The organism is Streptomyces sp. MB09-02B, from assembly GCF_033794485.1.
Taxonomy (GTDB): Bacteria; Actinomycetota; Actinomycetes; order Streptomycetales; family Streptomycetaceae; genus Streptomyces.
Window position 1 is genome coordinate 1 of the sequence record NZ_JARGEE010000113.1, and the last position, 22,980, is coordinate 22,980.

Annotated in this window: 19 protein-coding genes; 13 read left to right on the forward strand and 6 right to left on the reverse strand. The window is 69.9% G+C overall.

Annotation, left to right across the window (positions count from 1 at the left end):
• The 3 genes from P1P70_RS17935 to P1P70_RS17945 all read left to right on the forward strand — a co-directional run.
• Nucleotides 1-769: helix-turn-helix domain-containing protein (locus P1P70_RS17935; protein WP_319238577.1), on the forward strand; the 769-nt coding region annotated here is incomplete at its 5' end.
• Between the two features lie 73 nt (nucleotides 770-842).
• On the forward strand, nucleotides 843-1,391 hold the full coding sequence (locus P1P70_RS17940; RefSeq protein WP_319238580.1) for an ATP-binding protein: 549 nt from the start codon (nucleotides 843-845) through the stop codon (nucleotides 1,389-1,391).
• A 61-nt stretch (nucleotides 1,392-1,452) separates the two neighbouring features.
• Nucleotides 1,453-2,247 carry a phosphatase gene (locus P1P70_RS17945; RefSeq protein ID WP_319238583.1) on the forward strand — a complete coding sequence of 265 codons (795 nt, stop codon included), beginning with the start codon at nucleotides 1,453-1,455 and terminating at the stop codon, nucleotides 2,245-2,247.
• On the opposite strand, the gene P1P70_RS17950 is transcribed toward P1P70_RS17945, so the two are convergent.
• The 3 genes from P1P70_RS17950 to P1P70_RS17960 all read right to left on the reverse strand — a co-directional run bounded on the left by P1P70_RS17950 (nucleotide 2,234) and on the right by P1P70_RS17960 (nucleotide 5,147).
• Nucleotides 2,234-3,202, reverse strand: coding sequence for an acyl-CoA thioesterase II (locus tag P1P70_RS17950; protein ID WP_319238585.1), 969 nt, complete (start codon nucleotides 3,200-3,202; stop codon nucleotides 2,234-2,236). The genes P1P70_RS17945 and P1P70_RS17950 overlap by 14 nt on opposite strands.
• 51 nt (nucleotides 3,203-3,253) lie before the next feature.
• Nucleotides 3,254-4,411: an acyl-CoA dehydrogenase family protein gene (locus P1P70_RS17955; RefSeq protein WP_319238587.1), complete on the reverse strand. Its 1,158-nt coding sequence runs from the start codon at nucleotides 4,409-4,411 to the stop codon at nucleotides 3,254-3,256.
• 136 nt (nucleotides 4,412-4,547) lie between these two features.
• Nucleotides 4,548-5,147 carry a TetR/AcrR family transcriptional regulator gene (locus tag P1P70_RS17960; protein ID WP_319238591.1) on the reverse strand — a complete coding sequence of 200 codons (600 nt, stop codon included), beginning with the start codon at nucleotides 5,145-5,147 and terminating at the stop codon, nucleotides 4,548-4,550.
• An 86-nt stretch (nucleotides 5,148-5,233) separates the two neighbouring features.
• Between P1P70_RS17960 and P1P70_RS17965 the strand changes: the two genes are divergently transcribed.
• The 4 genes from P1P70_RS17965 to P1P70_RS17980 are packed head-to-tail and all read left to right on the forward strand — an operon-like array spanning nucleotide 5,234 to nucleotide 10,972.
• Nucleotides 5,234-6,850: a carboxyl transferase domain-containing protein gene (locus P1P70_RS17965; protein ID WP_319238593.1), complete on the forward strand. Its 1,617-nt coding sequence runs from the start codon at nucleotides 5,234-5,236 to the stop codon at nucleotides 6,848-6,850.
• Between the two features lie 14 nt (nucleotides 6,851-6,864).
• Nucleotides 6,865-8,847: an acetyl-CoA carboxylase biotin carboxylase subunit gene (locus P1P70_RS17970; protein ID WP_319238596.1), complete on the forward strand. Its 1,983-nt coding sequence runs from the start codon at nucleotides 6,865-6,867 to the stop codon at nucleotides 8,845-8,847.
• Nucleotides 8,848-8,861: 14 nt separating this feature from the next.
• The gene (locus P1P70_RS17975; protein WP_319238621.1) at nucleotides 8,862-9,806 is read left to right on the forward strand and encodes a hydroxymethylglutaryl-CoA lyase; all 945 of its coding nucleotides are present in this window, start codon (nucleotides 8,862-8,864) and stop codon (nucleotides 9,804-9,806) included.
• A gap of 5 nt (nucleotides 9,807-9,811) precedes the next feature.
• A complete protein-coding gene (locus tag P1P70_RS17980; protein ID WP_319238598.1) occupies nucleotides 9,812-10,972 on the forward strand; it encodes an acyl-CoA dehydrogenase family protein in 1,161 nt (386 codons plus the stop codon).
• Between the two features lie 289 nt (nucleotides 10,973-11,261).
• Here the strand turns inward: P1P70_RS17980 and P1P70_RS17985 are convergent, their stop codons facing one another.
• The 3 genes from P1P70_RS17985 to P1P70_RS17995 form a co-directional block, all read right to left on the reverse strand.
• Nucleotides 11,262-13,445: a permease gene (locus tag P1P70_RS17985; RefSeq protein WP_319238601.1), complete on the reverse strand. Its 2,184-nt coding sequence runs from the start codon at nucleotides 13,443-13,445 to the stop codon at nucleotides 11,262-11,264.
• Nucleotides 13,442-14,140: an ABC transporter ATP-binding protein gene (locus P1P70_RS17990; RefSeq protein ID WP_319238603.1), complete on the reverse strand. Its 699-nt coding sequence runs from the start codon at nucleotides 14,138-14,140 to the stop codon at nucleotides 13,442-13,444. The genes P1P70_RS17985 and P1P70_RS17990 overlap by 4 nt, the downstream gene beginning before the upstream one ends.
• 100 nt (nucleotides 14,141-14,240) lie before the next feature.
• Complete coding sequence (locus P1P70_RS17995; RefSeq protein ID WP_319238605.1) at nucleotides 14,241-14,585, reverse strand: hypothetical protein; 345 nt, start codon at nucleotides 14,583-14,585, stop codon at nucleotides 14,241-14,243.
• Nucleotides 14,586-15,384: 799 nt separating this feature from the next.
• Here P1P70_RS17995 and P1P70_RS18000 point away from each other — a divergent pair.
• From P1P70_RS18000 to P1P70_RS18025, 6 genes are all read left to right on the forward strand, one after another.
• Nucleotides 15,385-16,437: an ABC transporter substrate-binding protein gene (locus P1P70_RS18000; RefSeq protein ID WP_319238608.1), complete on the forward strand. Its 1,053-nt coding sequence runs from the start codon at nucleotides 15,385-15,387 to the stop codon at nucleotides 16,435-16,437.
• A gap of 245 nt (nucleotides 16,438-16,682) precedes the next feature.
• The gene (locus P1P70_RS18005) at nucleotides 16,683-17,540 is read left to right on the forward strand and encodes a siderophore-interacting protein (protein WP_319238610.1); all 858 of its coding nucleotides are present in this window, start codon (nucleotides 16,683-16,685) and stop codon (nucleotides 17,538-17,540) included.
• Nucleotides 17,541-17,708: 168 nt separating this feature from the next.
• Entirely contained in the window at nucleotides 17,709-19,154 is a 1,446-nt protein-coding gene (desA, locus tag P1P70_RS18010; protein WP_319238612.1) for a lysine decarboxylase DesA, read from the forward strand.
• Nucleotides 19,108-20,433 carry a lysine N(6)-hydroxylase/L-ornithine N(5)-oxygenase family protein gene (locus P1P70_RS18015; protein WP_319238615.1) on the forward strand — a complete coding sequence of 442 codons (1,326 nt, stop codon included), beginning with the start codon at nucleotides 19,108-19,110 and terminating at the stop codon, nucleotides 20,431-20,433. The genes desA and P1P70_RS18015 overlap by 47 nt, the downstream gene beginning before the upstream one ends.
• Nucleotides 20,430-21,002, forward strand: coding sequence for a GNAT family N-acetyltransferase (locus P1P70_RS18020; RefSeq protein ID WP_319238617.1), 573 nt, complete (start codon nucleotides 20,430-20,432; stop codon nucleotides 21,000-21,002). Before P1P70_RS18015 ends, P1P70_RS18020 begins: the two co-directional genes overlap by 4 nt.
• Nucleotides 20,999-22,771, forward strand: a complete 1,773-nt coding sequence (locus tag P1P70_RS18025) for an IucA/IucC family siderophore biosynthesis protein (RefSeq protein WP_319238618.1) — start codon at nucleotides 20,999-21,001, stop codon at nucleotides 22,769-22,771. The genes P1P70_RS18020 and P1P70_RS18025 overlap by 4 nt, the downstream gene beginning before the upstream one ends.
• Nucleotides 22,772-22,980 lie beyond the last annotated feature (209 nt).

Sequence of the window (22,980 nt, forward strand, 5' to 3'; positions counted from 1 at the left end):
CACAGCGCCCGCCTTCACCCTCGGCGTAGCCACCCCCCACCGAACCCCCGGCGACCACACCATCGCCTCGGTCGCCGCCGTCCTCCTCTCCCTCCTCACCGGCGAACGCCAGACCAGCACCGGCGCGGCCCGCACCTCGGCACTGGTCCGGCTCCTGCTCGGCGCAGAGCCGCAGGAGACCGCTGCCCTCCTCGGCCCTGGCACCCACTGGCAGGTCGTCCACGCCCGCCCCGCCGAGGGCACCCCCCGGCCGGAGGCCCTCGCCGCGGCGGCGCTCGGCGCTGCCCTGGGCTCCGCGCTGGTCGACGCCCACGGCGACGTCGTACGCGTCCTCGTCCCCGCCGACCGCGAGATCACCGAGCAGCCGGGCTGGACCTGCGGCGTGAGCGCCCCCGCCGAGCCGCAGGCGTGGCCGGCGGCCGACGTCCAGGCCGCCCGTGCGCTGGCCCGCGCCCGCGCCACCCGGACGCCGCTGGTCCGTCACGGGGCCCGTACGACGCTGGCGCACCTCGTGCCGCCGGAGGACGCGACCGCCCACGCCCAGGCCCTGCTGGCCCCGGTCACCGCCGCCCCCGGCGCCGCCGCACTCATCGAGACCCTGCGCACCTGGCTCTCCCTGCACGGCAGTTGGGACCGCACAGCCGTGGCCCTGACCGTCCACCGCAACACGGTCCGCCAACGCATTGCCCGCTGCGCGACCTTGCTGGACACCGACCTCGACGATCCGGACGTCCGCATGGAGTTGTGGTTCGCGCTACGACAATCCTGACCGACGAACACCCTCGGAGCACACGCTCCCCGGGCCCCCTCCTGCGGGACGGACACGTCCTAGCCTTGGCGGCATGCGCAGATACGTGCTGACCGGTACCCCCGGGGCCGGCAAGACGACCATCCTGCGGGGCCTCGCCGCACTCGGGCACACGGTGGTCGAGGAAGCGGCCACCGAGGTCATCGCCCGGGCACAGTCGCGCGGCGAGGACGAGCCGTGGACCCGGGACTCGTTCGTCGACGAGATCGTGGAGCTGCAGAGACAGCGGCAGTTGGCCGCCCCGCCCGCCACCGACGTCCAGCTGTACGACCGTTCGCCGCTGTGCACGCTCGCGCTCGCCACCTACCAGGGGCGCCCGCCGTCCCCGGCGCTGACCGCCGAGGTCGAACGGGTCACCGGCCAGGCCGTCTACCAGCGGCAGGTGTTCTTCGTCCGCAACCTGGGTTTCTGCGAGCCCACCGCCGCACGCCGCATCAGTTTCCGGCAGTCGCTGGAGTTCGAGCGGATCCACGAGGCCACCTACCGCGCGTTCGGCCACGAACTCGTCGAGGTGCCCGCCGGTGACCTCTCCGGGCGGATCGCCGCGATCGACGCGGTCGTCTCCGCGCGCCGTGCGGAGTGACGCAGGTCGCAGCGGGCGGGACGCCCGCGACTCCCGCAGTTGTCTGCCTCACAATGGACGCATGCCGATACCCGGGACCCCCAGCCGCGCCGAGCTCGTCGAGCACCTCGTCAGGACGCGTATCGCGGGCGACGTCGCCACGCCGCGCGAGAACAACCTCTCCCACTACCGCGAACTGGCCAACGGCAACCGCCACTACTGGCTCGGCCTGGAGCTCGGGGACCGCTGGAGCGACGAGCAGGACGTGCTGGCCGTGATGGCGGAACGCGTCGGCGTGAACGACGACCCGGGGTACCGCTACGGCCAGGACACCATCGACCCCGATCTGACGGTCGACGCGCTGGAGCGCATGGCGGGCCGGCTGCGCAAGGCGGCGGAGGGCGGGCAGCGCGTCCTGCTGGCCACCGGGCACCCCGGCGGCCTGCTGCAGGTGCACAACGAGACCGCGCGGGCGCTGCGCGCGGCCGGCTGCGAGATCGTCGTCATCCCGGACGGCCTGCAGACGGAGGAGGGGTACGTCATGCAGTTCGCGGACGTGGCCGTCCTCGAACACGGCGCCACCCTGTGGCACACCCACTCCCCCGAGCCGATGCGCGCCATCCTGCGGGGCCTGGAGGGCGCCGGGCGCCCGCTGCCCGACCTGGTCGTCGCCGACCACGGCTGGGCGGGCTGCGCGGGCCAGCTCGGCATCGACTCCGTCGGGTACGCGGACTCCAACGACCCGGCCCTCTTCCTCGGCGAGTCCGAGGGCACCCTCCAGGTCGTGGTGCCCCTGGACGACCACGTGGTCAGCCCGCGCCACTACGACCCGATGTCGGCGTACCTGCTGGAACAGGCGGGGCTCAGCGGGGCGTAGCCCCCGGCGCCCCGGGCTCCCCCGGCTCCTTCGGCCGCTCCCCCGGCTCCGCCGGCTCCTTCGGCAGCTCCCTCGGCCGCTCCCTCGGGACGCGCACCACGCCCTCCTGGATCACGGAGATCGCGAGGCGGCCGTCCCGGGTGTAGATCCGGCCCTGGCCGAGGCCCCGGCCGGCCGCCGCCGACGGTGACTCCTGGTCGTACAGGAGCCATTCGTCGGCGCGGAAGGGCCGGTGGAACCACATGGCGTGGTCGAGGGAGGCCCCGACGACGTCCCCGACGGCCCAGCCGCCGCGCCCGTGCGCGAGCAGGACGGAGTCGAGGAGGGTCATGTCGGAGACGTAGGTGGCGAGGACGACGTGCAGCAGCGGGTCGTCGACAGGACCGTCGAGCTTGCCGTCGGCGCGGAACCAGACCTGGGAGTGGGGTTCGCGGGGCTCGCCGTAGCGGCCGTAGGGCGGGTCGTCGACGTAACGCAGGTCGACGGCGGCCCGGGACTCCAGCATCTTCTCCACCACGGCCGGGTCGAGGCCGTATGCCGGGAGGCGTTCCTCGGCGGTGGGGAGGGTCTCCGGGTCGGGCGCGGCGGGCATGGGGGCCTGGTGGTCGAGGCCGTCCTCGTACCGCTGGAAGGACGCGGAGAGGGCGAAGATCGGCTGGCCGTGCTGGACGGCGACGACGCGGCGCGCGGTGAAGGAGCGGCCGTCGTTCATGCGCTCCACGGTGTAGACGATGGGCGCGCCTGCGTCGCCGATGCGCAGGAAGTACGCGTGGAGGGAGTGCGGGAGCCGGTCGGCGGGGACCGTGCGCCCGGCGGCGACGAGCGCCTGGGCCGCGACCTGCCCGCCGAAGACCCGGGGGACGATGGCGGGCCGGGACTGGCCGCGGAAGATGTTCTCCTCGATCTGCTCCAGGTCGAGCAGATCGAGGAGAGACTGAAGTGCCGGCTGACTCATGGGGTCAGTTGTACTGCGCAGCGATTTCCGGTGCTTTACAGACCTGGGCCCTTACAGACCCATGTCCTTGGCGATGATCGTCTTCATGATCTCGCTGGTGCCGCCGTAGATGCGGTTGACGCGGTTGTCCGCGTACAGGCGGGCGATCGGGTACTCGTTCATGAAGCCGTAGCCGCCGTGCAGCTGGAGGCAGCGGTCGATGACGCGGTGGGCGACCTCGGTGGTGAACAGCTTGGCGGAGGCGGCCTCGGCGGCGGTCAGCTCGCCCGCGTCCAGCGCCTCGGTGGCACGGTCCACGACGGCCTCGGCGGCGTCGACCTCGGCCTGGCAGGCGGCCAGCTCGAACTTGGTGTTCTGGAAGGCGGCGACGGGCTGACCGAAGACGACGCGCTCCTGCACGTACTGCTTGGCGAACCGGATGGCGGCCTTGGCCTGCGCGTAGGCGCCGTAGGCGATGCCCCAGCGCTCGGAGGCGAGGTTGTGGCCGAGGTAGTAGAAGCCCTTGTTCTCCTCGCCGAGGAGGTCCTCGACGGGCACCTTGACGTCGACGAACGCCAGCTCGGCGGTGTCGGAGGTCTTCAGGCCGAGCTTGTCGAGCTTGCGGCCGACCGAGTAGCCCTCGGCCTTGGTGTCCACGACGAAGAGGGAGATGCCGTGGCGGCGGTCCTCCTTGGTCGCGGCGGCGGTGCGGGCGCAGACGATCATGCGGTCGGCGTGGACACCGCCGGTGATGAAGGTCTTGGCGCCGTTGAGGACGTAGTGCGTGCCGTCCTCGGAGAGCTTGGCGGTGGTGCGCATGCCCGCGAGGTCGGAGCCGGTGCCCGGCTCGGTCATCGCGATGGCCCACATCTCCTCGCCGGAGCAGAACTTCGGCAGGAAGCGCTTCTTCTGCTCGTCGGTGGCGAGCAGCTTGACGTAGGGCAGGCCGAGCAGCACGTGCACGCCGGAGCCGCCGAAGGTGATGCCCGCGCGGGCGGTCTCCTCGTAGAGGACGGCCTCGAACTTGTAGGAGTCGATGCCGGCGCCGCCGTACTCCTCGTCGACGCGGATGCCGAAGACGCCGAGCTCGGCGAGCTTGTAGTAGAACTCGCGCGGCGCCTGGCCCGCGGCGAGCCACTCGTCGTAGACGGGCACGACCTCGGCCTCGATGAAGGCACGGAGGGTCTCCCGGAACGCCTCGTGATCCTCGTTGAACACCGTACGGCGCACGCCGTCACCTCCACCTGAGTACCTTCGGATGTGCCCAGCGCCCCACCGGACGCATCCGACTCGGCTAAGCGCTTGCTCAGGTAACCGTACCGGCGGGTAGGGAAGCCCGTCCAGACCCCTCCCTCCGTAACGCTCGTCACTCCTGCGCAGCAGCGGCCCCGAAGGCGCCCCGGGCCATCCGGTGCAGGAGCGCCGCGGTGGCCGTCCGGCCGGGGAGGGAGCCGGGGCGGCCCAGGTGCGGCGTGGAGTTCAGCAGGCCGAAGACCGAGTGCACGGCGGAGCGGGCCGCGGGCTCCGTGAGGCCGCCGTGGACCTCGCGCAGCACCTGCACCCACAGCTCGACGTACTGGCGCTGGAGCTGGCGGACCAGCTTGCGGTCGCTGTCGCGGAGGCGGTCCAGCTCACGGTCGTGCAGGGTGATCAGGGGGCGGTCGTCCAGGGCGAAGTCGATGTGCCCCTCGATGAGCGAGTCGAGGACCGCGTCGGCCGGCCCCCCGTCGGCCTCCGCCAGCCGCCGCTTGGCGCCCGTCAGGAGCTGCCCGCTGATGCCGACGAGCAGCTCGGCGAGCATCGCGTCCTTGCCTGCGAAGTGCCGGTAGAGACCGGGACCGCTGATCCCCACGGCGGCGCCTATCTCGTCGACACCTACGCCGTGGAAGCCGCGCTCGGCGAAGAGCCGCGCGGCCTCCTTGAGGATCTGCTCGCGACGGGTGGGGGCGTCGGTTCTGGTGGCCATGGGAGCAATTCTAGACAGGGAGGTTAGCGGTCGTTAACCTGGAGGAAATGCGTTAACGCTCATTAACAAGGTGAGGGGTTCGCAGGATGCACGAGGCACCGGAGCTTCACAGCGCGGCGGATCCCGCGTCGGAAGCCTGGCGGGCCAACGAGGAGGCCCACCGCGCGCTGGTGGACGAGCTGCGCGGCAAGCTCGCCGCCGCCCGGCTCGGCGGCGGCGAGAAGGCACGCGCCCGGCACACCGCGCGTGGCAAGCTGCTGCCACGCGACCGGGTCGACACCCTCCTCGACCCCGGCTCCCCCTTCCTGGAGCTGGCGCCCCTGGCCGCCGACGGGATGTACGAGGGGCAGGCACCGGCGGCGGGGGTGATCGCCGGGATCGGCCGGGTCGGCGGGCGCGAGTGCGTCGTCGTCGCCAACGACGCCACCGTCAAGGGCGGCACCTACTACCCGATGACGGTGAAGAAGCACCTGCGCGCGCAGGAGGTGGCGCTGGAGAACCGGCTGCCCTGCCTCTACCTCGTGGACTCCGGCGGCGCCTTCCTGCCCATGCAGGACGAGGTCTTCCCCGACCGTGAGCACTTCGGCCGGATCTTCTACAACCAGGCGCGGATGTCGGGCGCGGGCATCCCGCAGATCGCCGCCGTGCTCGGGTCGTGCACCGCCGGGGGCGCGTATGTCCCCGCCATGAGCGACGAGGCCGTGATCGTCCGGGGACAGGGCACCATCTTCCTCGGCGGCCCACCGCTCGTGAAGGCGGCCACCGGCGAGGTCGTCACCGCCGAGGAGCTGGGCGGCGGCGAGGTGCACTCCCGGGTCTCGGGTGTCACCGACCACCTCGCGGAGAGCGACGCCCACGCCCTGCGGATCGTGCGGACCATCGTCTCCACCCTGCCCGCCCGGGGCCCGCTGCCCTGGTCGGTCGAGCCGGCCGTCGAGCCCAAGGTCGACCCGTACACGCTGTACGGCGCGGTGCCGGTCGACTCCCGCACCCCGTACGACGTCCGCGAGGTCATCGCGCGCGTGGTCGACGGCTCACGGTTCGCCGAGTTCAAGGCGGAGTTCGGGCAGACCCTCGTCACCGGCTTCGCCCGGATCCACGGGCACCCGGTCGGGATCGTCGCCAACAACGGCATCCTGTTCTCCGAGTCCGCGCAGAAGGGCGCCCACTTCATCGAGCTGTGCGACCAGCGCGGCATCCCGCTGGTCTTCCTGCAGAACATCTCCGGCTTCATGGTCGGCCGGGACTACGAGGCCGGGGGCATCGCCAAGCACGGCGCCAAGATGGTGACGGCGGTGGCCTGTACGAGGGTCCCGAAGCTGACGGTCGTCGTCGGCGGGTCGTACGGCGCCGGGAACTACTCCATGTGCGGCCGGGCGTACTCGCCGCGCTTCCTGTGGATGTGGCCCAACGCCAAGATCTCCGTGATGGGCGGCGAGCAGGCCGCGTCCGTCCTGGCCACGGTCAAGCGGGACCAGATGGAGGCGCGGGGGGACACATGGCCCGTCGAGGACGAGGAGTCCTTCAAGGACCCGATCCGCGCCCAGTACGAGCGCCAGGGCAACGCCTACTACGCCACCGCCCGGCTCTGGGACGACGGGGTCATCGACCCCCTCGACACCCGCCAGGTCCTGGGCCTCGCCCTGACCGCCTGCGCCAACGCGCCGCTGGGTGACCCCCAGTTCGGCGTCTTCCGGATGTGAGGGGGAGCCAGCAGATGTTCGACACAGTCCTTGTGGCCAACCGCGGCGAGATCGCTGTCCGCGTCGTCCGCACCCTCCGCTCCCTCGGCGTCCGCTCCGTCGCCGTCCACTCCGACGCGGACGCCGACGCCCGGCACGTCCGGGAGGCCGACACCGCCGTACGGATCGGCCCGCCGCCGGCGGCGGAGAGCTATCTGTCGGTGGAGCGGCTGCTGGAGGCCGCCGCCCGCACCGGAGCCCAGGCCGTCCACCCCGGGTACGGCTTCCTCGCGGAGAACGCCGCGTTCGCGCGGGCGTGCGCCGACGCGGGCCTCGTCTTCATCGGCCCGCCCGCCGAAGCCATCTCCCTCATGGGCGACAAGATCCGCGCCAAGGAGACGGTACGGGCGGCAGGGGTGCCGGTGGTGCCGGGCTCCAGCGGCAGCGGCCTGACCGACGCCCAACTCGCCGACGCCGCACGGGAGATCGGCATGCCGGTACTGCTGAAGCCCAGCGCGGGCGGCGGCGGCAAGGGCATGCGGCTGGTCCGGGACGCGGCCGTGCTGGCCGACGAGATCGCCGCCGCCCGGCGCGAGGCCCGCGCCTCCTTCGGTGACGACACCCTCCTCGTGGAGCGCTGGATCGACCGCCCCCGGCACATCGAGATCCAGGTGCTGGCGGACGGCCACGGCAATGTGATCCACCTCGGCGAGCGCGAGTGCTCGCTCCAGCGCCGCCACCAGAAGATCATCGAGGAGGCGCCGAGCGTCCTGCTCGACGAGGCGACGCGGGCGGCGATGGGCGAGGCGGCCGTGCAGGCGGCCCGCTCCTGCGGCTACTCCGGCGCGGGCACGGTCGAGTTCATCGTCCCCGGCGGCGACCCGTCCTCGTACTACTTCATGGAGATGAACACCCGCCTCCAGGTCGAGCACCCGGTGACCGAACTGGTCACGGGCGTCGACCTGGTGGAGTGGCAGCTCCGGGTCGCGGCGGGCGAACGCCTCGCCTTCGCTCAGGAGGACGTGACGCTGACGGGGCACGCGGTCGAGGCCCGCCTCTGCGCCGAGGACCCCGCGCGCGGCTTCCTCCCCTCCGGCGGCACGATCCTGCGGCTGCGCGAGCCCCAGGGCGACGGTGTCCGCACGGACTCCGGCCTCAGCGAGGGCACGGAGGTCGGCTCGCTGTACGACCCGATGCTCTCCAAGGTCATCGCGTACGGCCCCGACCGCGCCACCGCCCTGCGCCGGCTCCGCGCGGCCCTCGCGGAGACGGTCACCCTCGGCGTGCAGACGAACGCCGGTTTCCTGCGTCGGCTGCTGGCCCACCCGGCGGTGGTGGCGGGCGAGTTGGACACGGGACTGGTGGAGCGCGAGGTGGCGGGGCTGGTCGCCGGGGAGGTGCCGGAGGAGGTCTACGAGGCGGCCGCGGCCGTACGGCTGCACGGGCTGAAGCCTGACGGCGACGGCTGGACCGACCCCTTCTCCGTCCCGAGCGGCTGGCGCCTGGGCGGCGCATCCCGTCCGCCCGCCTTCGACCTCCGGGCGACGGGACTCGAACCCGTCACCCACCACCTCAGGGGCACCCACACGGTCACCGACGACCAGGTGTCCGTGGCCCTGGACGGTGTCCGTCACACGTTCCACCACGCCGCCGACTGGCTGGGCCGTGACGGTGACGCCTGGCACGTGCGTGACCACGACCCCGTGGCGGCCTCCCTGAGCCGGTCCGCGCACGCCGGCGCCGACTCGCTCACCGCCCCCATGCCGGGCACCGTCACCGTCGTGAAGGTGGCCGTCGGCGACGAGGTGACCGCCGGTCAGAGCCTGCTGGTGGTGGAGGCGATGAAGATGGAGCACGTCGTCTCCGCGCCGCACGCCGGGAGGGTCACCGAGCTGGACGTGGCACCGGGCACGACGGTCGCCATGGACCAGGTGCTGGCGGTGGTCGCGCCCCACGAGGAGCCCGGGGAGCCCTTGGCGGACGGGGAGCCCGCGGCGCACGAGGAGGTGGCGCCGTGACCGCGCCCCTGCCCATGGCGGTCCCCGAACCCGGCCTGCCGCACCGTGTCCGTATCCACGAGGTCGGCGCCCGGGACGGCCTGCAGAACGAGAAGTCGACCGTGCCCACCGAGGTCAAGGCGGAGTTCGTCCGCCGCCTGGCCGACGCCGGGCTCACGACGATCGAGGCCACCAGCTTCGTCCACCCCAAGTGGGTCCCCCAACTGGCCGACGCGGAGGCGCTGTTCCCGCTCGTGAGCGACCTGCCGGTGGCCCTGCCCGTGCTCGTCCCCAACGAGCGCGGCCTCGACCGCGCCCTCGCGCTCGGCGCCCGCCGCGTCGCCGTCTTCGCGAGCGCCACCGAGTCCTTCGCCAAGGCCAACCTCAACCGCACGGTCGACGAGGCACTGGCGATGTTCGCACCGGTCGTCGACCGGGCGAAGGCGGAGGGCGTCCACGTCCGCGGCTACCTCTCCATGTGCTTCGGCGACCCCTGGGAGGGCGCGGTCCCGATCCCCCAGGTCACCCGGGTCTGCCGCGCCCTGCTCGACATGGGCTGCGACGAACTCAGCCTCGGCGACACGATCGGGGTGGCGACCCCGGGGCATGTCCGGGCACTGCTGACCGCACTCACCGAGGACGTCCCCGTCGAGAGGCTGGGCGTGCACTTCCACGACACGTACGGCCAGGCCCTCGCCAACACCTACGCGGCCCTCCAGCACGGCGTCACCACCGTGGACGCCTCCGCGGGCGGCCTCGGCGGCTGCCCGTACGCGAAGTCCGCCACCGGAAACCTCGCCACCGAAGACCTCGTGTGGATGCTGCGCGGACTCGGCATCGACACCGGAGTCGACCTCGGCCGCCTCGTCGCCACCAGCGCGTGGATGGCCGAACACCTGGGCCGACCCAGCCCGTCCCGCACCGTACGAGCCCTGTCCCACAAGGACGACGAGGGCCACGAGGACCCCAAGGAGCAGTGACGTCCATGAACCACCGCCTCTCCCCCGAGCTGGAAGAACTCCGCCGCACGGTCGAGGAGTTCGCGCACGAGGTCGTCGCGCCCAAGATCGGCGACTTCTACGAGCGGCACGAGTTCCCGTACGAGATCGTGCGCGAGATGGGCCGCATGGGGCTGTTCGGACTGCCGTTCCCCGAGGAGTACGGCGGCATGGGCGGCGACTACCTGGCACTGGGCATCGCGCTGGAGGAGCTGGCCCGGGTGGACTCGTCCGTGGCGATCACCCTCGAAGCCGGGGTCTCCCTGGGCGCGATGCCGATCCACCTCTACGGCACCCCGGCGCAGAAGGCGGAGTGGCTGCCGCGGCTCTGCTCCGGCGAGATGCTGGGGGCCTTCGGCCTAACCGAGCCCGACGGCGGCTCGGACGCGGGGGCGACCCGGACGACGGCCCGTCTGGACGAGTCGACGAACGAATGGGTCATCAACGGCAGCAAGTGCTTCATCACCAACTCGGGCACGGACATCACGGGGTTGGTCACGGTCACGGCGGTCACCGGCCGCACCCCGGACGGCAAGCCGCTGATCTCCTCGATCATCGTCCCGTCCGGCACCCCGGGCTTCACCGTGGCCGCCCCCTACTCCAAGGTCGGCTGGAACGCCTCCGACACCCGCGAGCTGTCCTTCGCGGACGTCCGGGTCCCTGCGGAGAACCTCCTCGGCGAACAGGGCCGCGGCTACGCCCAGTTCCTGCGCATCCTCGACGAGGGCCGGATCGCCATCTCGGCCCTCGCCACGGGCCTCGCCCAGGGCTGTGTGGACGAGTCGGTGAAGTACGCGAAGGAACGGCACGCCTTCGGCCGGCCCATCGGGGCCAACCAGGCGATCCAGTTCAAGATCGCCGACATGGAGATGAAGGCCCACACGGCCCGCCTCGCCTGGCGCGACGCCGCCTACCGGCTGGTCTCCGGCGAACCCTTCAAGAAGGAGGCGGCGCTGGCGAAGCTCCACTCCTCCACCATCGCCGTCGACAACGCCCGCGACGCCACCCAGATCCACGGCGGCTACGGCTTCATGAACGAGTACCCCGTCGCCCGCATGTGGCGCGACTCCAAGATCCTGGAGATCGGCGAGGGCACGAGCGAGGTGCAACGCATGCTGATCGCCCGGGAACTGGGACTGGTCGGCTGATGTCACCGGCAACCCCACGATGCACGGCGCGCGCGATGTCACCGGCCTCACGGATCGCGCGCTCCCGCACGACGGGATCCGGACTGCTGATGGCCTGCTCGGCGGCGTGCAGACGGCGGGCAGTCCTGGGGTGACGTTCGATCTCGACGACGACGGCCCACTGCCGGTAGAACATCGGCTCACAACTCTGCCTGTGAGCGCTGAGCTTCCTCCTGCCCATCCGGTTGTGCCTCCGGTCGCTGTGGGCATCGCAAACGACGTGGCGTTCCAGTTTGCGGTCCCTGAACGCTCAGTCTGCTTCGGGTCGCCAGGACGGTGCGGCGCGGCGTGCCGAGTGCGCCGCGAGAAGGCCGATCGTCACAGCGGCAAGTGAGAAGCCGATGGCTGCTGTGGCCAGGACCGGCCAGGAGAACTTGCCTTCCCGCAAGGAGATGACGAAGAACAAAGAGTGCCAGTTGGTGATGAATGTGGCGATGCAGGTGGCGATGAGCAACGGCACGGTCAGATACCACGTGGCGATGGTGCGGAAGATTCGGGTGTTACCCGTGAGGACGCTCAGCGGTGCCAGTCCTCGCCTGACGCGTACGAACTCGGCAGCTGCGCTGACCAGTCCTGTCACCAGCAGCAGGCCCAGACCTGTGCCGCCGAAGAGGTAGAGCCAGTAGTTGAGCCGATTCTTCTGTTGAGCGCCGATCACCCAGGATTCGCCGGGTGTTTCCACATTGATCCCGGGGAGTACGGCATAGGCGGCTTTCTCGATCTCTGCTCGGCGCCCGGGCCCGTCGGCAACCACGATCAGCGACTGGCGGGCACGACCAGTCGGCGGTGCGCCGTTGACGGCTTGGACAGTGAGGTTGCCCTGGTAGGGGGCGGCCAGTTCTTTCAGGCGTGGGTCCTGCGTGGTGATGGGCTTGGCGGTTGTCGGGCAGGGCAGGCGCAGTGCCTCGAGGTCGTGGCAGGCGCCGGCCAGGTCGATGTGAGGGTGCTCGCCTTCGGGATGGGCGGTGGTGGCCAGGAGGTGCGTCCTGTCCGGAAGGGTGCGTGCGAGGTGTTCAGTGGCGCGAGGGGTGAGGTTGCTGCTGGAGACGGTGAAAAGGGTGTCTCCCACGCGTCGGGTCAGCTGCTCGGCAGCGGCGGCGCTGTCACCCAACCGGCTGTTCCAGACCTGCAGATGGCTGATGAGACCGATACCGATGATGAAGACCACGGAGAGGCGGACAAGCACTCCTGGATGAGCCGCGGTCCAGCGGCCGGCGACGAGGCGCCCCGGGTTCCCCTTGCGATAGCCGCTCGCGGCGATGCGCTTCCCGTTGGCGACGCTGAGCATGGCTACGGCTGACGGCAGCGTGACCCACATCAGAACGGTTCCGGCCAGGAAGACCACGATGTCCGGCCCCTTGGGGGCATATTGGCTGAAAGCGATTGCCACGACACCGATACCGCACAAGGCCAAGCGCCATTTGGGCAGGTGCGAGGAGGAGGTGCTGGGCCGTGTCGCCGTCTTCGTGCGTTGAACCCGGTGAAGCACCACGACCAGCAGGAGTGTCAGGACGAGGGAGGCAACGAGTGCGGCGATCAGCTGCGGCCATGCATGGCGCAGGTCGGCGGCGTTGACGACAAAGCCCGTGAAGGGCAGCCGTACGTCGGTGGACATCAGGACGGCGGCAGGGACGAGAGCCAGGAGTGTCCCTACGGCAGCCGGGGTGAAGGCTTCCCCCACGTTCATCACTGCTCGGTGTGTCCAGGAGGCTCCCAGGGCGTTGACGAGGTGGCTTCGGCGGTCTCGGGTGGCTGATCCGACCCGCGTTGCCACGACCAACAGAGCCAGGCCCGGTACGGCCATCAGGACCGCGATGACTCCGACAGTCTCCGCCTTGGTATGGGGGTAGATGTCCTGGTTCATCGGGAAGAGCTGGCCGAAGCCCGTGATGTACTGCCAAGCCGCCGCCGTGGGGTCGGCCGGCGGATGAGCGGGGCGTGCGTAGGCGATTCGTTCAGACGGCGACCTGAGCCCCTGCTTGTCGACTGTCCCGGCATAGCGGCCGTATCTGTCGAGGCTGTTGTGCTCTCTTGCCGCTTCGGCGAGTTCCGGGGACAAGAAGACCTCGCCCGGCCGAGGCCAGCGTGAGAGGCCCGGTGGCGGAGGCGTGCCGGTCGCGAGAGGCTCGACGTAGATAATGCTGTGCGGTGACGAGCCGAACGAGTCGATGGCCTCTTTCCACAGGGCTGTGGCCTGGTGCGCACCGTCGGTCAGAAGGGGGCCTCGCGCCGTATCGCGCTGCGTGCGGCCGTCGAAGGTCGCGCTGGTGGTCACCATGGCCAGGGCGGTCAGCGCGATGGCGGCAGAGGCCATCATCAGGGCCCACAAGCGCAGTCGCGTGCCCGGAGTGGTGCGTCCTGCGGCTCGCCCGATCCGCAGAAGCTGGCCCCAGAGCCTTCCGGGGCGGCGGCATGATGAGTGCTGGTCAGTCATGCGCGCATCCCCCGCTGGACGGGGATGAGCGTGCTCTCCTGGAGCTGGAACTCGTGGTTCGCGCGATCGGCGACCGCGGGGTCGTGAGTGACCACCAGCAGCGCGCAGTCCCGCTCGCGACAGATCCGGAACAACTGGTCGGCCACGTTCTCGCGCGCTTTCGGGTCCAGCGCGCCGGTGGGCTCATCCGCCAGCAGCACGGACGGCTGCGCGATGAGCGCCCGGGCCACGGCCGTGCGCTGGCGTTCGCCTCCGGAGAGCATGCCCGTCGGTGTGCTGTCATGGGGCACTTCGAGTTCTTCCAGGAGCCGTGTGGCTGACTCATAGGCACGATGATGGTCGGCGCCGTCGAGGAGCATGGGCAGAGCCACGTTCTCCACTGGTGTCAGTTCGGGCAGCAGTTCGCCGAATTGGAAGACCACGCCGAGGTGTTTGCGACGGGCCTTGGTCAGGGAGCCGGGCAGGATTCCCGTAAGGCGATGCCCCCCTGCCGTGATCGTGCCAGAGGCCGGTTTGATCAGGCCGAGCACGCACATCAGCAGTGTGGACTTGCCCGATCCACTGGGCCCGGTGACGGCCACCGACTTCCCCGGCTCCACGGTGAGGTCGACGTCATTGAGGAGCACACGGTCTCCGACCTGATAGGTCAGGCCCTTGATGTGGAGACCACCGCCCAGCGGAGGGGTGTGGGTCACAGCACGTCCATATCTTGAAGTAGCCGAGCGGAGATGAAACGGACCCGTCGGGTCAGCCATGGAACGGCCTACCCGACGGGTACTCAAGCGGTGACTCCGTTTACGGAGCCTTCCACCCGGAGCAGTCGTCACTGTCCCAGTCGTTGTCGTCGCACGCCTTGAACTTGATGACCTTCGAGCCGTCGCCCGAGATCACGCGGGTCTTGTAGCCGCTGTGGTTCCACAGCGTGCGCAGGGTGCCGGGGCTGGCCTGGCGGTAGTACTCAGCCTTGCCCGAGTCACCGTCGTCGCTGCCGTCATAGACGGAGATGAGGCCGTTGTCGCCGTTCCACGGGCTGGTCGCGGTCACGCCGCCGCCCTTGGCTTCAAGCGCCATCGCGGTGCTGGTCGGCACCCCGATACCGATGATCAACGCTATGCCGGCAATCGCCTTGATTCTGCGCATAGTTGATCCCTCCCCTGTTTGAAGTGACCTGTGCGGCCTGTGTGCCGCCTGGTGCAGATCCGATCATGGTCCGGGAAAGATCCCTTCACTAGAAAATTACTCTCCGTGTGATAGTTGCCACTCAGCGGAATGTGGTGCTCCGGACCTGGCGCGTCGCGTTGGCCACCGAGTCGTGGACCGGCCGCCGCGATCCTCACGTATGCGGTCGAAACCAGTGAGTGGTGACGCTGATCTGCATACCGAGGTATGCGGAGACGACCGATGGCGGGCAGGTCGGAGGCAAGCGCGGCAGAGATGCGTGCGGATGGGCAGGCAGCGACGCCGAGGCGGGCGAGGTGGGTGCGGAGGGCTTGCGGGGCAGCGTGGCGGCGACCAGGCCGACGCCGGCGGCGTGTGCCGCTTCCTTCCCGGCCGATCGCGAGAACGACGGCACCCTCACGACACCCCACACCCGAACTGGCCGAACCTGGACTTGTGGTGACGGCGTTGATGTGGATCGATCAGCCCCCATGGGCCACCGACCGACCTCCGGCGTGCCGTGCAAGACCGCCCGCCTCCTGCCGGACACTCGACGCTTGAATCTTCATACTGATTGGCGTGGAGTGACATGGGCACATGATGAGGGGGCTTATGACGCGGCGACTCCTTGGATTCACAGGAAACCCAAAGACCACAGCCAGCCGGAGTCCCGTTGTCCAGCGCCGGGAACCACCCGCTGGACAACTAGTGAGGTTAGGCTAACCTACCTTCGAACTCGCCCTCGGGCGGCACTCCGCCCCGTTCGAAAGTAGCCATACACATGTCCAACGCCAGAGCCGCTCACCTCACCCGCCGTGGCATCCTCGCCGCCGGTGGCGCACTCGGTCTCGGTGCCGTGCTCGCCGCCTGCGGGGAGGAGAGCTCGACGGCCGGCAGCACTGGCTCCGACAAGGAGACGGCTGCCGCGAAGTCCGGCCCCTGGTCGTTCAAGGACGACCGCGGGGAGACCGCCAAGACCGACAAGGTCCCCTCGAACATCGTCGCCTTCGTGGGTGTCGCCGCCGCGCTCCACGACTACGGCATCGGCGTCAAGGGCGTCTTCGGTCCCACCAAGACGGCCGACGGCAAGGCCGACGTCCAGGCCGGCGACCTCGACATCAGCAAGGTCGAGATCCTCGGCAACGTCTGGGACGAGTTCAACGTCGAGAAGTACGCCGCCCTCGCCCCCGACGTCCTCATCACCACGATGTTCGACGACGCCGGCACCCTCTGGTACGTCCCCGAGGCATCCAAGGACAAGATCGCCAAGCTCGCGCCGAGCGTCGGCATCTCCGTCTACGACCGTCAGCTGACCGAGCCGCTGCAGCGCGTGCTGGAGCTGGCCAAGTCCCTCGGCGCGGACACGGAGTCCGAGAAGGTGACCGCCGCCAAGAAGCGGTTCGAGGACGCGGCCGCCCGGCTGCGCGCGGCCACCAAGGCCAAGCCCGACATCAAGGTGCTCGCCGGCTCCGCCAGCCAGGACATCTTCTACGTGTCCGGTTCGAACCTCTCCATCGACCTGGAGTACTTCAAGGCCCTCGGCGTGAACTTCGTCGAGCCGAGCGCCGCCGCGCTGAAGGCCAGCGGCGGTTGGTTCGAGAACCTCAGCTGGGAGAACGTCGACAAGTACGACGCGGACGTCGTCATCATGGACAACCGCACCTCCGCGATCCAGCCGGACGCGATCGAGGAGGCGACGTGGAAGAAGCTTCCCGCGGTGAAGGCCGGTCAGGTCGTCGGGCGCAACCCCGAGCCGATCCTGTCCTACGACAAGTGCGCGCCGCTCCTGGAGGAGCTGGCCGAGGCGATCGAGAAGGCGAAGAAGGTCAGCTGAGGCCTTGACCGTGGGTGAACCGCGCGTCCGTTGTGGCTGGTCGCGCAGTTCCCCGCGCCCCTGAAAAAGCAGGGGCTGCACCCCGTGCTTTTTCAGCGGCCCGCAGGGGCCGTTGCCTTCAGGGGCGCGGGGAACTGCGCGACCAGCCCCCACCGGACCCGCACCCGCCGACGAACCCGCAACCCCGAGTCGCCCGGGCTCACCCTTCCGCACACACGCTCCCGCCCCCTATCCAGGAGCCCCCCATGACGACGGCCGTAGCCGCCCCCTTCCGTTTCTTCTCTCTTCAGGTCGTGCGGACGGAGCGGCTGGGGCCGTCCTACGTGCGCGTCACGTTCGCGGGGGACGACCTCAGGCTCTTCCAGTCCGACGGCAGGGACCAGTCGCTGTCGCTGTTCCTGCCCCATCCCGGGCAGGAAGTCCCGGCCGTGCCCCACGAGTTGGGTGGCGGCTGGTGGCAGGCGTGGCGGGAGCTGCCGGACGACGTACGGGCGGTGATGCGCTCGTACACCCTGCGGGGGCTCCGCCGCGACCCGCACGGCGACACCGTCGAGATCGACATCGACTTCGTGCTGCACGGGGTGGAGCCGGGGGCCGCCGTGCCCGCCGGGCCCGCCTCGCGGTGGGCGTCCCAGGCCGCTCCCGGGCACCGGGTGGTTCTGCTCGGGCCCGCGATCGCCGACAACCGCGCGATCCGCTTCCGCCCGCCGGCGGACGCCGACCTGGTGCTGATCTGGGGCGACGACACCGCGCTGCCGGCCGCCTCCGCGATCCTGGAGTCGCTGCCGGCCGGCACCCCGGCCCGGGTCTGGCTGGAGGTCCACCACGCGGGGGACATCCAGGACCTGGTGACCGAGGCCGACGCCGAGATCACCTGGCTCGTGCGCGGCGAGGGGGCGCCGAGCGCCCTCGACACCATCCGCGCCGCCCAACTCCCGCCCGGTGGGCTGACGTACGCCTGGATCGCCGGTGAGTCCGGCCGGGTGAAGGAGCTGCGCCGTCATCTCGTGCGGGAGCGCGGGATCGACAAGCGGCGCGTCACCTTCGTCGGGTACTGGCGTGAGGGCCTGACGGAGGAGCAGCTGCGGGAGCGCGGCGAGTAGCCAGGCGTCACAGCCACCGGAACCAGAGTCAGTGAAGTGACCACAGTCACGGACGAGTCAGGGTTTCCCAGAAGTTAGTTAGGCTAGCCTTACCTAAGTTGGACGACGTGATGTCACCCCACTCACCTCTCCGTCCCACCCGGACCGCCCCGCTCGGAGGACCTCCCCATGCGCTCGCACCTGCTCAATGACACGACCGCGGAGCGGTACCGCCGCACCGTGACCGAAGGCGTGGAGCGGGTGGCGGCCAAACTCGCCACCACCGAACGACCGTTCACCGGTGTCACCGTCGACGCCCTCGCCCCCCGCGTCGAGAAGATCGACCTCGACAAGCCGCTGCACGACACGGCCGCCGTCCTCGACGAGCTGGAGGACGTGTACCTGCGGGACGCGATCTACTTCCACCACCCGCGCTACCTCGCCCACCTCAACTGCCCGGTCGTCATCCCGGCCGTGCTCGGCGAGGCGGTCCTCTCCGCCGTCAACTCCTCCCTGGACACCTGGGACCAGTCGGCCGGCGGCACCCTGATCGAGCGCAAACTGATCGACTGGACCAACGAGCGCATCGGCTTCGGCCCCTCCGCCGACGGCGTCTTCACCTCCGGCGGCTCGCAGTCCAACCTCCAGGCCCTGCTCCTCGCCCGGGAGGAGGCCAAGACCGACAGCACCGCCAACCTGCGGATCTTCGCCTCCGAGGTCAGCCACTTCAGTGTGAAGAAGTCGGCGAAACTGCTGGGCCTGGACCAGGACGCGGTGGTCTCCATCCCGGTCGACGGCGACAAGCGCATGCAGACCATGGCGCTCGCCCGTGAGCTGGAGCGCTGCAGGAACGACGGCCTCGTCCCCATGGCCGTCGTCGCCACGTCCGGCACCACCGACTTCGGCTCCATAGACCCGCTGCCCGAGATAGCCGAGCTGTGCGCCCAGTACGGCACCTGGATGCACGTCGACGCCGCCTACGGCTGCGGGCTGCTCGTCTCCCGCAGGCGCCGCGACCTGCTGAACGGCATCGAGCGCGCCGACTCCGTCACCGTGGACTACCACAAGTCCTTCTTCCAGCCGGTGAGTTCGTCCGCCGTGCTCGTCCGGGACGCGGCCACGCTGCGCCACGCGACCTACCACGCCGAGTACCTCAACCCGCGTCGCATGGTCACCGAGCGCATCCCCAACCAGGTCGACAAGTCCCTGCAGACCACCCGCCGCTTCGACGCGCTCAAACTGTGGATGACGCTGCGCACCATGGGCGCCGACGGCATCGGCGAGCTCTTCGACGAGGTCTGCGACCTGGCGGAGGAGGGCTGGAAACTGCTCGCCGCAGACCCGCGCTACGACGTCGTCGTGGAGCCCCAGCTGTCCACGCTGGTCTACCGCTACATCCCCGAGGCCGTCACCGACCCGGCGGAGATCGACCGCGCCAACCTGTACGCCCGCAAGGCCCTGTTCGCCTCCGGTGACGCCGTGGTCGCGGGCACCAAGGTCGGCGGTCGCCACTACCTGAAGTTCACCCTGCTCAACCCCGAGACCACGGCCGAGGACATCGCCGTCGTGCTCGATCTGATCGCCGGCCATGCCGAGCAGTACCTGGGAGAATCCCTTGACCGCGTCGCTTCCTGAATCCGCTGAGAACGCCGTGAAAACCCACGACTTCATCGGCATCGGACTGGGACCCTTCAACCTCGGCCTCGCCTGCCTCACCGAGCCCATCGCCGAACTCGACGGGATCTTCCTGGACTCGAAGCCGCACTTCGAGTGGCACTCGGGGATGTTCCTCGACGGCGCCCACCTGCAGACCCCGTTCATGTCGGACCTGGTCACCCTCGCCGACCCGACCTCCCCGTACTCCTTCCTGAACTACCTGAAGGACTCGGGCCGCCTGTACTCGTTCTACATCCGCGAGAACTTCTACCCCCTGCGGGTCGAGTACGACGACTACTGCCGCTGGGCCGCGAGCCGGCTGAGCAACGTCCGCTTCAGCACCACCGTGACGGAGGTGACGTACGAGGACGACGTCTACGTCGTACGCACGGCCGACGGCGACGTCCTGCGCGCCCGGCGCCTCGTCCTCGGCACCGGCACCGTCCCGTACATCCCCGAGGCCTGCCAGGACCTGGGCGGCGACTTCTTCCACAACGCGCAGTACATGCACCGCAAGGCGGAGCTGTTGTCGAAGAAGTCGATCACGATCGTCGGCAGCGGCCAGAGCGCCGCGGAGATCTACTACGAACTCCTCACCGAGATCGACGCCCACGGCTACCAGCTCAACTGGGTCACCCGCTCCCCCCGGTTCTTCCCCCTCGAATACACCAAGCTGACGCTGGAGATGACGTCCCCGGACTACATCGACTACTTCCGCGCGCTTCCCGAGGACACCCGCTACCGGCTGGAGAAGCAGCAGAAGGGCCTGTTCAAGGGCATCAACGGGGATCTGATCGACTCGATCTTCGACCTGCTCTACCAGAAGAACGTCACCGCCGCCGGCCGCCCGGTCCCGACCCGCCTGCTCACCAACTCCTCTCTCAACAGCGCCACTTACGAGGACGGCCGGTACACCCTGGGTCTGCGCCAGGACGAGCAGGGCAAGGACTTCGAGATCGAGACCGAGGGCCTGATCCTGGCCACCGGCTACCACTACCGGCCGCCGGCCTTCCTCTCCTCGATCGACGACCGTCTCGTCTACGACGGCCACGGCCGCTTCGACGTGGCCCGCAACTACGCGATCGACACCACCGGCCGCGGGATCTTCCTGCAGAACGCGGGCGTCCACACCCACAGCATCACCTCGCCCGACCTGGGCATGGGCGCGTACCGCAACGCGTCCATCATCCGCGAGCTGCTCGGCACCGAGTACTACCCGGTCGAGAAGACGATCGCCTTCCAGGAGTTCGCGGTATGAGCGGCCCGAACGGGACGAACACGGGGACCTTCACCTTCCGCCCCCTGGACCCGCTGACCGACGCCGAGCTGCTGCACGGCTGGGTCACGCACCCCAAGGCGGCGTACTGGATGATGCAGGACGCCAGGCTGGAGGACGTCGAGCGGGCGTACATGGAGATCGCGGCCGACCCGCACCACCACGCCCTGCTGGGGCTGCGCGACGGCGAACCCGTGTTCCTCATGGAGAAGTACGACCCCGCCCACCGCGAACTCGTCGGCCTGTACGGGCCCGAGCCGGGTGACGTCGGCATGCACTTCCTGGTGCCGCCGACCGACACCCCCGTGCACGGCTTCACCCGGTCCGTGATCACCGCCGTGATGGCCCACCTCTTCGAGGACCCGGCCACCCACCGGATCGTCGTCGAGCCCGACGTGTCCAACAAGGCCGTCCACGCCCTCAACGAAGTCGTCGGTTTCGTCCCCGACCGCGAGATCGACAAGCCGGAGAAGCGCGCACTGCTGAGCTTCTGCACGCGAGAGCAGTTCTTTCGCAGCCAGAGCCTGGCTGCCCGAGGAGTAGCCGTATGACCCTGTCCGACGCCGTAGCGCATCTGTCCCCCCACCGCTGGGCACGGGCCAACCGCCTGCTCATCCGCAAGGCCCTCGCCGAGTTCGCCCACGAGCGGCTCATCACGCCGGAGGCCACCGCCGACGGCCGCTTCGAGGTCCGCAGCGACGACGGTGCGACCCGCTACGGGTTCACCGCCGTCCGGCGCGCCCTCGACCACTGGCAGGTCGACGCCGACTCGATCACCCGTCAACGGGACGGCGTCGACCTCCCTCTGGCCGCACTGGACTTCTTCGTCGAGCTGAAGAAGTCCCTCGGCCTGAGCGACGAGATCCTCCCGGTCTACCTGGAGGAGATCTCCTCCACCCTGGCCGGCACCTGCTACAAGCTGACCAAGCCGCAGACACCCGTCGCCGACCTGGTGGACGCCGGTTTCCAGGCCATCGAGACCGGGATGACCGAGGGCCACCCCTGCTTCGTCGCCAACAACGGCCGCCTCGGCTTCGGCGTCCACGAGTACCTGGCGTACGCCCCCGAGACGGCGAGCCCCGTCCGCCTGGTCTGGCTGGCCGCGCACCGCTCCCGGGCGGCGTTCACGGCGGGCGTGGGCATCGAGTACGAGACGTTCCTGCGGGACGAGCTGGGCGCGGAGACGGTCACCCGCTTCCACTCCCTACTGAAATCCCTGGAGTTGGACCCGGCCGACTACCTCTTCATCCCGGTCCACCCCTGGCAGTGGTGGAACAAGCTCAGCGTCACCTTCGCCGCCGAGGTCGCGCAGCGGAACCTGGTGTGCCTGGGCGAGGGCGACGACGAGTACGTGGCCCAGCAGTCGATCCGCACCTTCTTCAACGGCTCCGCCCCCGAGAAGCACTACGTCAAGACCGCCCTCTCCGTCCTCAACATGGGCTTCATGCGCGGTCTGTCGGCGGCGTACATGGAGGCGACCCCGGCCATCAACGACTGGCTGGCCGGTCTCATCGACAACGACCCGGTGCTCAAGTCCACGGGCCTGTCGATCATCCGCGAGCGCGCGGCCGTCGGCTACCGGCACCTGGAGTACGAGGCCGCCACCGACAAGTTCTCCCCGTACCGCAAGATGCTGGCCGCGCTGTGGCGCGAGAGCCCGGTGTCCTTCCTCCAGGAGGGCGAGTCCCTGGCGACGATGGCATCCCTGGTCCACGTCGACCACGAGGGCAAGGGCTTCGCGGCGGCGCTGATCGCCCGCTCGGGCCTGACCCCCACGGAGTGGCTGCGCCGCTACCTGAAGGCGTACCTCACCCCGCTCCTGCACAGCTTCTACGCCTACGACCTCGTCTTCATGCCGCACGGCGAGAACGTCATCCTCGTCCTGAAGGACGGTGTCGTCGAGCGGGCGATCTACAAGGACATCGCCGAGGAGATCGCGGTCATGGACCCGGACGCGGTGCTCCCGCCGACGGTCGAACGCCTCCGCGTGGACGTCCCCGAGGACAAGAAGCTCCTCTCGATCTTCACGGACGTCTTCGACTGCTTCTTCCGCTTCCTGGCCGCGAACCTCGCCGAGGAGGGCGTCCTGGACGAGGAGGACTTCTGGCGCACGGTCGCCGAGACGGTCCGCGACTACCAGCACGCGATGCCCGAACTCGCCGACAAGTTCGCCCAGTACGACATGTTCGCCCCCGAGTTCGCCCTCTCCTGCCTCAACCGCCTGCAGCTCCGCAACAACAAGCAGATGGTCGACCTCGCGGACCCGGCGGGCGCGCTCCAGCTCATCGGCACCCTGAAGAACCCCATCGCGGGCCTGTAGCCGAACGGCACGGTCCCCCATGAACAGACGGGCACCTCGGAGTACGGTCCTCCGAGGTGCCCGTCGCCTTCTACCGGTCAGTCGTTCGGGTGCGGGCGGGCGAGGGAAAAGCAAGGGGCTCAGCCCCTGCTTTTCAGGGGCGCGGGGAACTGCGCGAGAAGCCCCACGCACCCGCACCCGCCAACGCACCCAACGCACCCCACCCCTAC

Bases quoted from the DNA above. Each gene is read 5' to 3' on its own strand.
- P1P70_RS17940 (WP_319238580.1), top strand. From the start codon at position 843: ATGCGCAGATACGTGCTGACCGGTACCCCCGGGGCCGGCAAGACGACC.
- P1P70_RS17945 (WP_319238583.1), top strand. From the start codon at position 1,453: ATGCCGATACCCGGGACCCCCAGCCGCGCCGAGCTCGTCGAGCACCTC.
- P1P70_RS17950 (WP_319238585.1), bottom strand. From the start codon at position 3,202: ATGAGTCAGCCGGCACTTCAGTCTCTCCTCGATCTGCTCGACCTGGAG.
- P1P70_RS17960 (WP_319238591.1), bottom strand. From the start codon at position 5,147: ATGGCCACCAGAACCGACGCCCCCACCCGTCGCGAGCAGATCCTCAAG.
- P1P70_RS17965 (WP_319238593.1), top strand. From the start codon at position 5,234: ATGCACGAGGCACCGGAGCTTCACAGCGCGGCGGATCCCGCGTCGGAA.
- P1P70_RS17970 (WP_319238596.1), top strand. From the start codon at position 6,865: ATGTTCGACACAGTCCTTGTGGCCAACCGCGGCGAGATCGCTGTCCGC.
- P1P70_RS17975 (WP_319238621.1), top strand. From the start codon at position 8,862: ATGGCGGTCCCCGAACCCGGCCTGCCGCACCGTGTCCGTATCCACGAG.
- P1P70_RS17980 (WP_319238598.1), top strand. From the start codon at position 9,812: ATGAACCACCGCCTCTCCCCCGAGCTGGAAGAACTCCGCCGCACGGTC.
- P1P70_RS17985 (WP_319238601.1), bottom strand. From the start codon at position 13,445: ATGACTGACCAGCACTCATCATGCCGCCGCCCCGGAAGGCTCTGGGGC.
- P1P70_RS17995 (WP_319238605.1), bottom strand. From the start codon at position 14,585: ATGCGCAGAATCAAGGCGATTGCCGGCATAGCGTTGATCATCGGTATC.
- P1P70_RS18000 (WP_319238608.1), top strand. From the start codon at position 15,385: ATGTCCAACGCCAGAGCCGCTCACCTCACCCGCCGTGGCATCCTCGCC.
- P1P70_RS18005 (WP_319238610.1), top strand. From the start codon at position 16,683: ATGACGACGGCCGTAGCCGCCCCCTTCCGTTTCTTCTCTCTTCAGGTC.
- desA (WP_319238612.1), top strand. From the start codon at position 17,709: ATGCGCTCGCACCTGCTCAATGACACGACCGCGGAGCGGTACCGCCGC.
- P1P70_RS18015 (WP_319238615.1), top strand. From the start codon at position 19,108: ATGCCGAGCAGTACCTGGGAGAATCCCTTGACCGCGTCGCTTCCTGAA.
- P1P70_RS18020 (WP_319238617.1), top strand. From the start codon at position 20,430: ATGAGCGGCCCGAACGGGACGAACACGGGGACCTTCACCTTCCGCCCC.
- P1P70_RS18025 (WP_319238618.1), top strand. From the start codon at position 20,999: ATGACCCTGTCCGACGCCGTAGCGCATCTGTCCCCCCACCGCTGGGCA.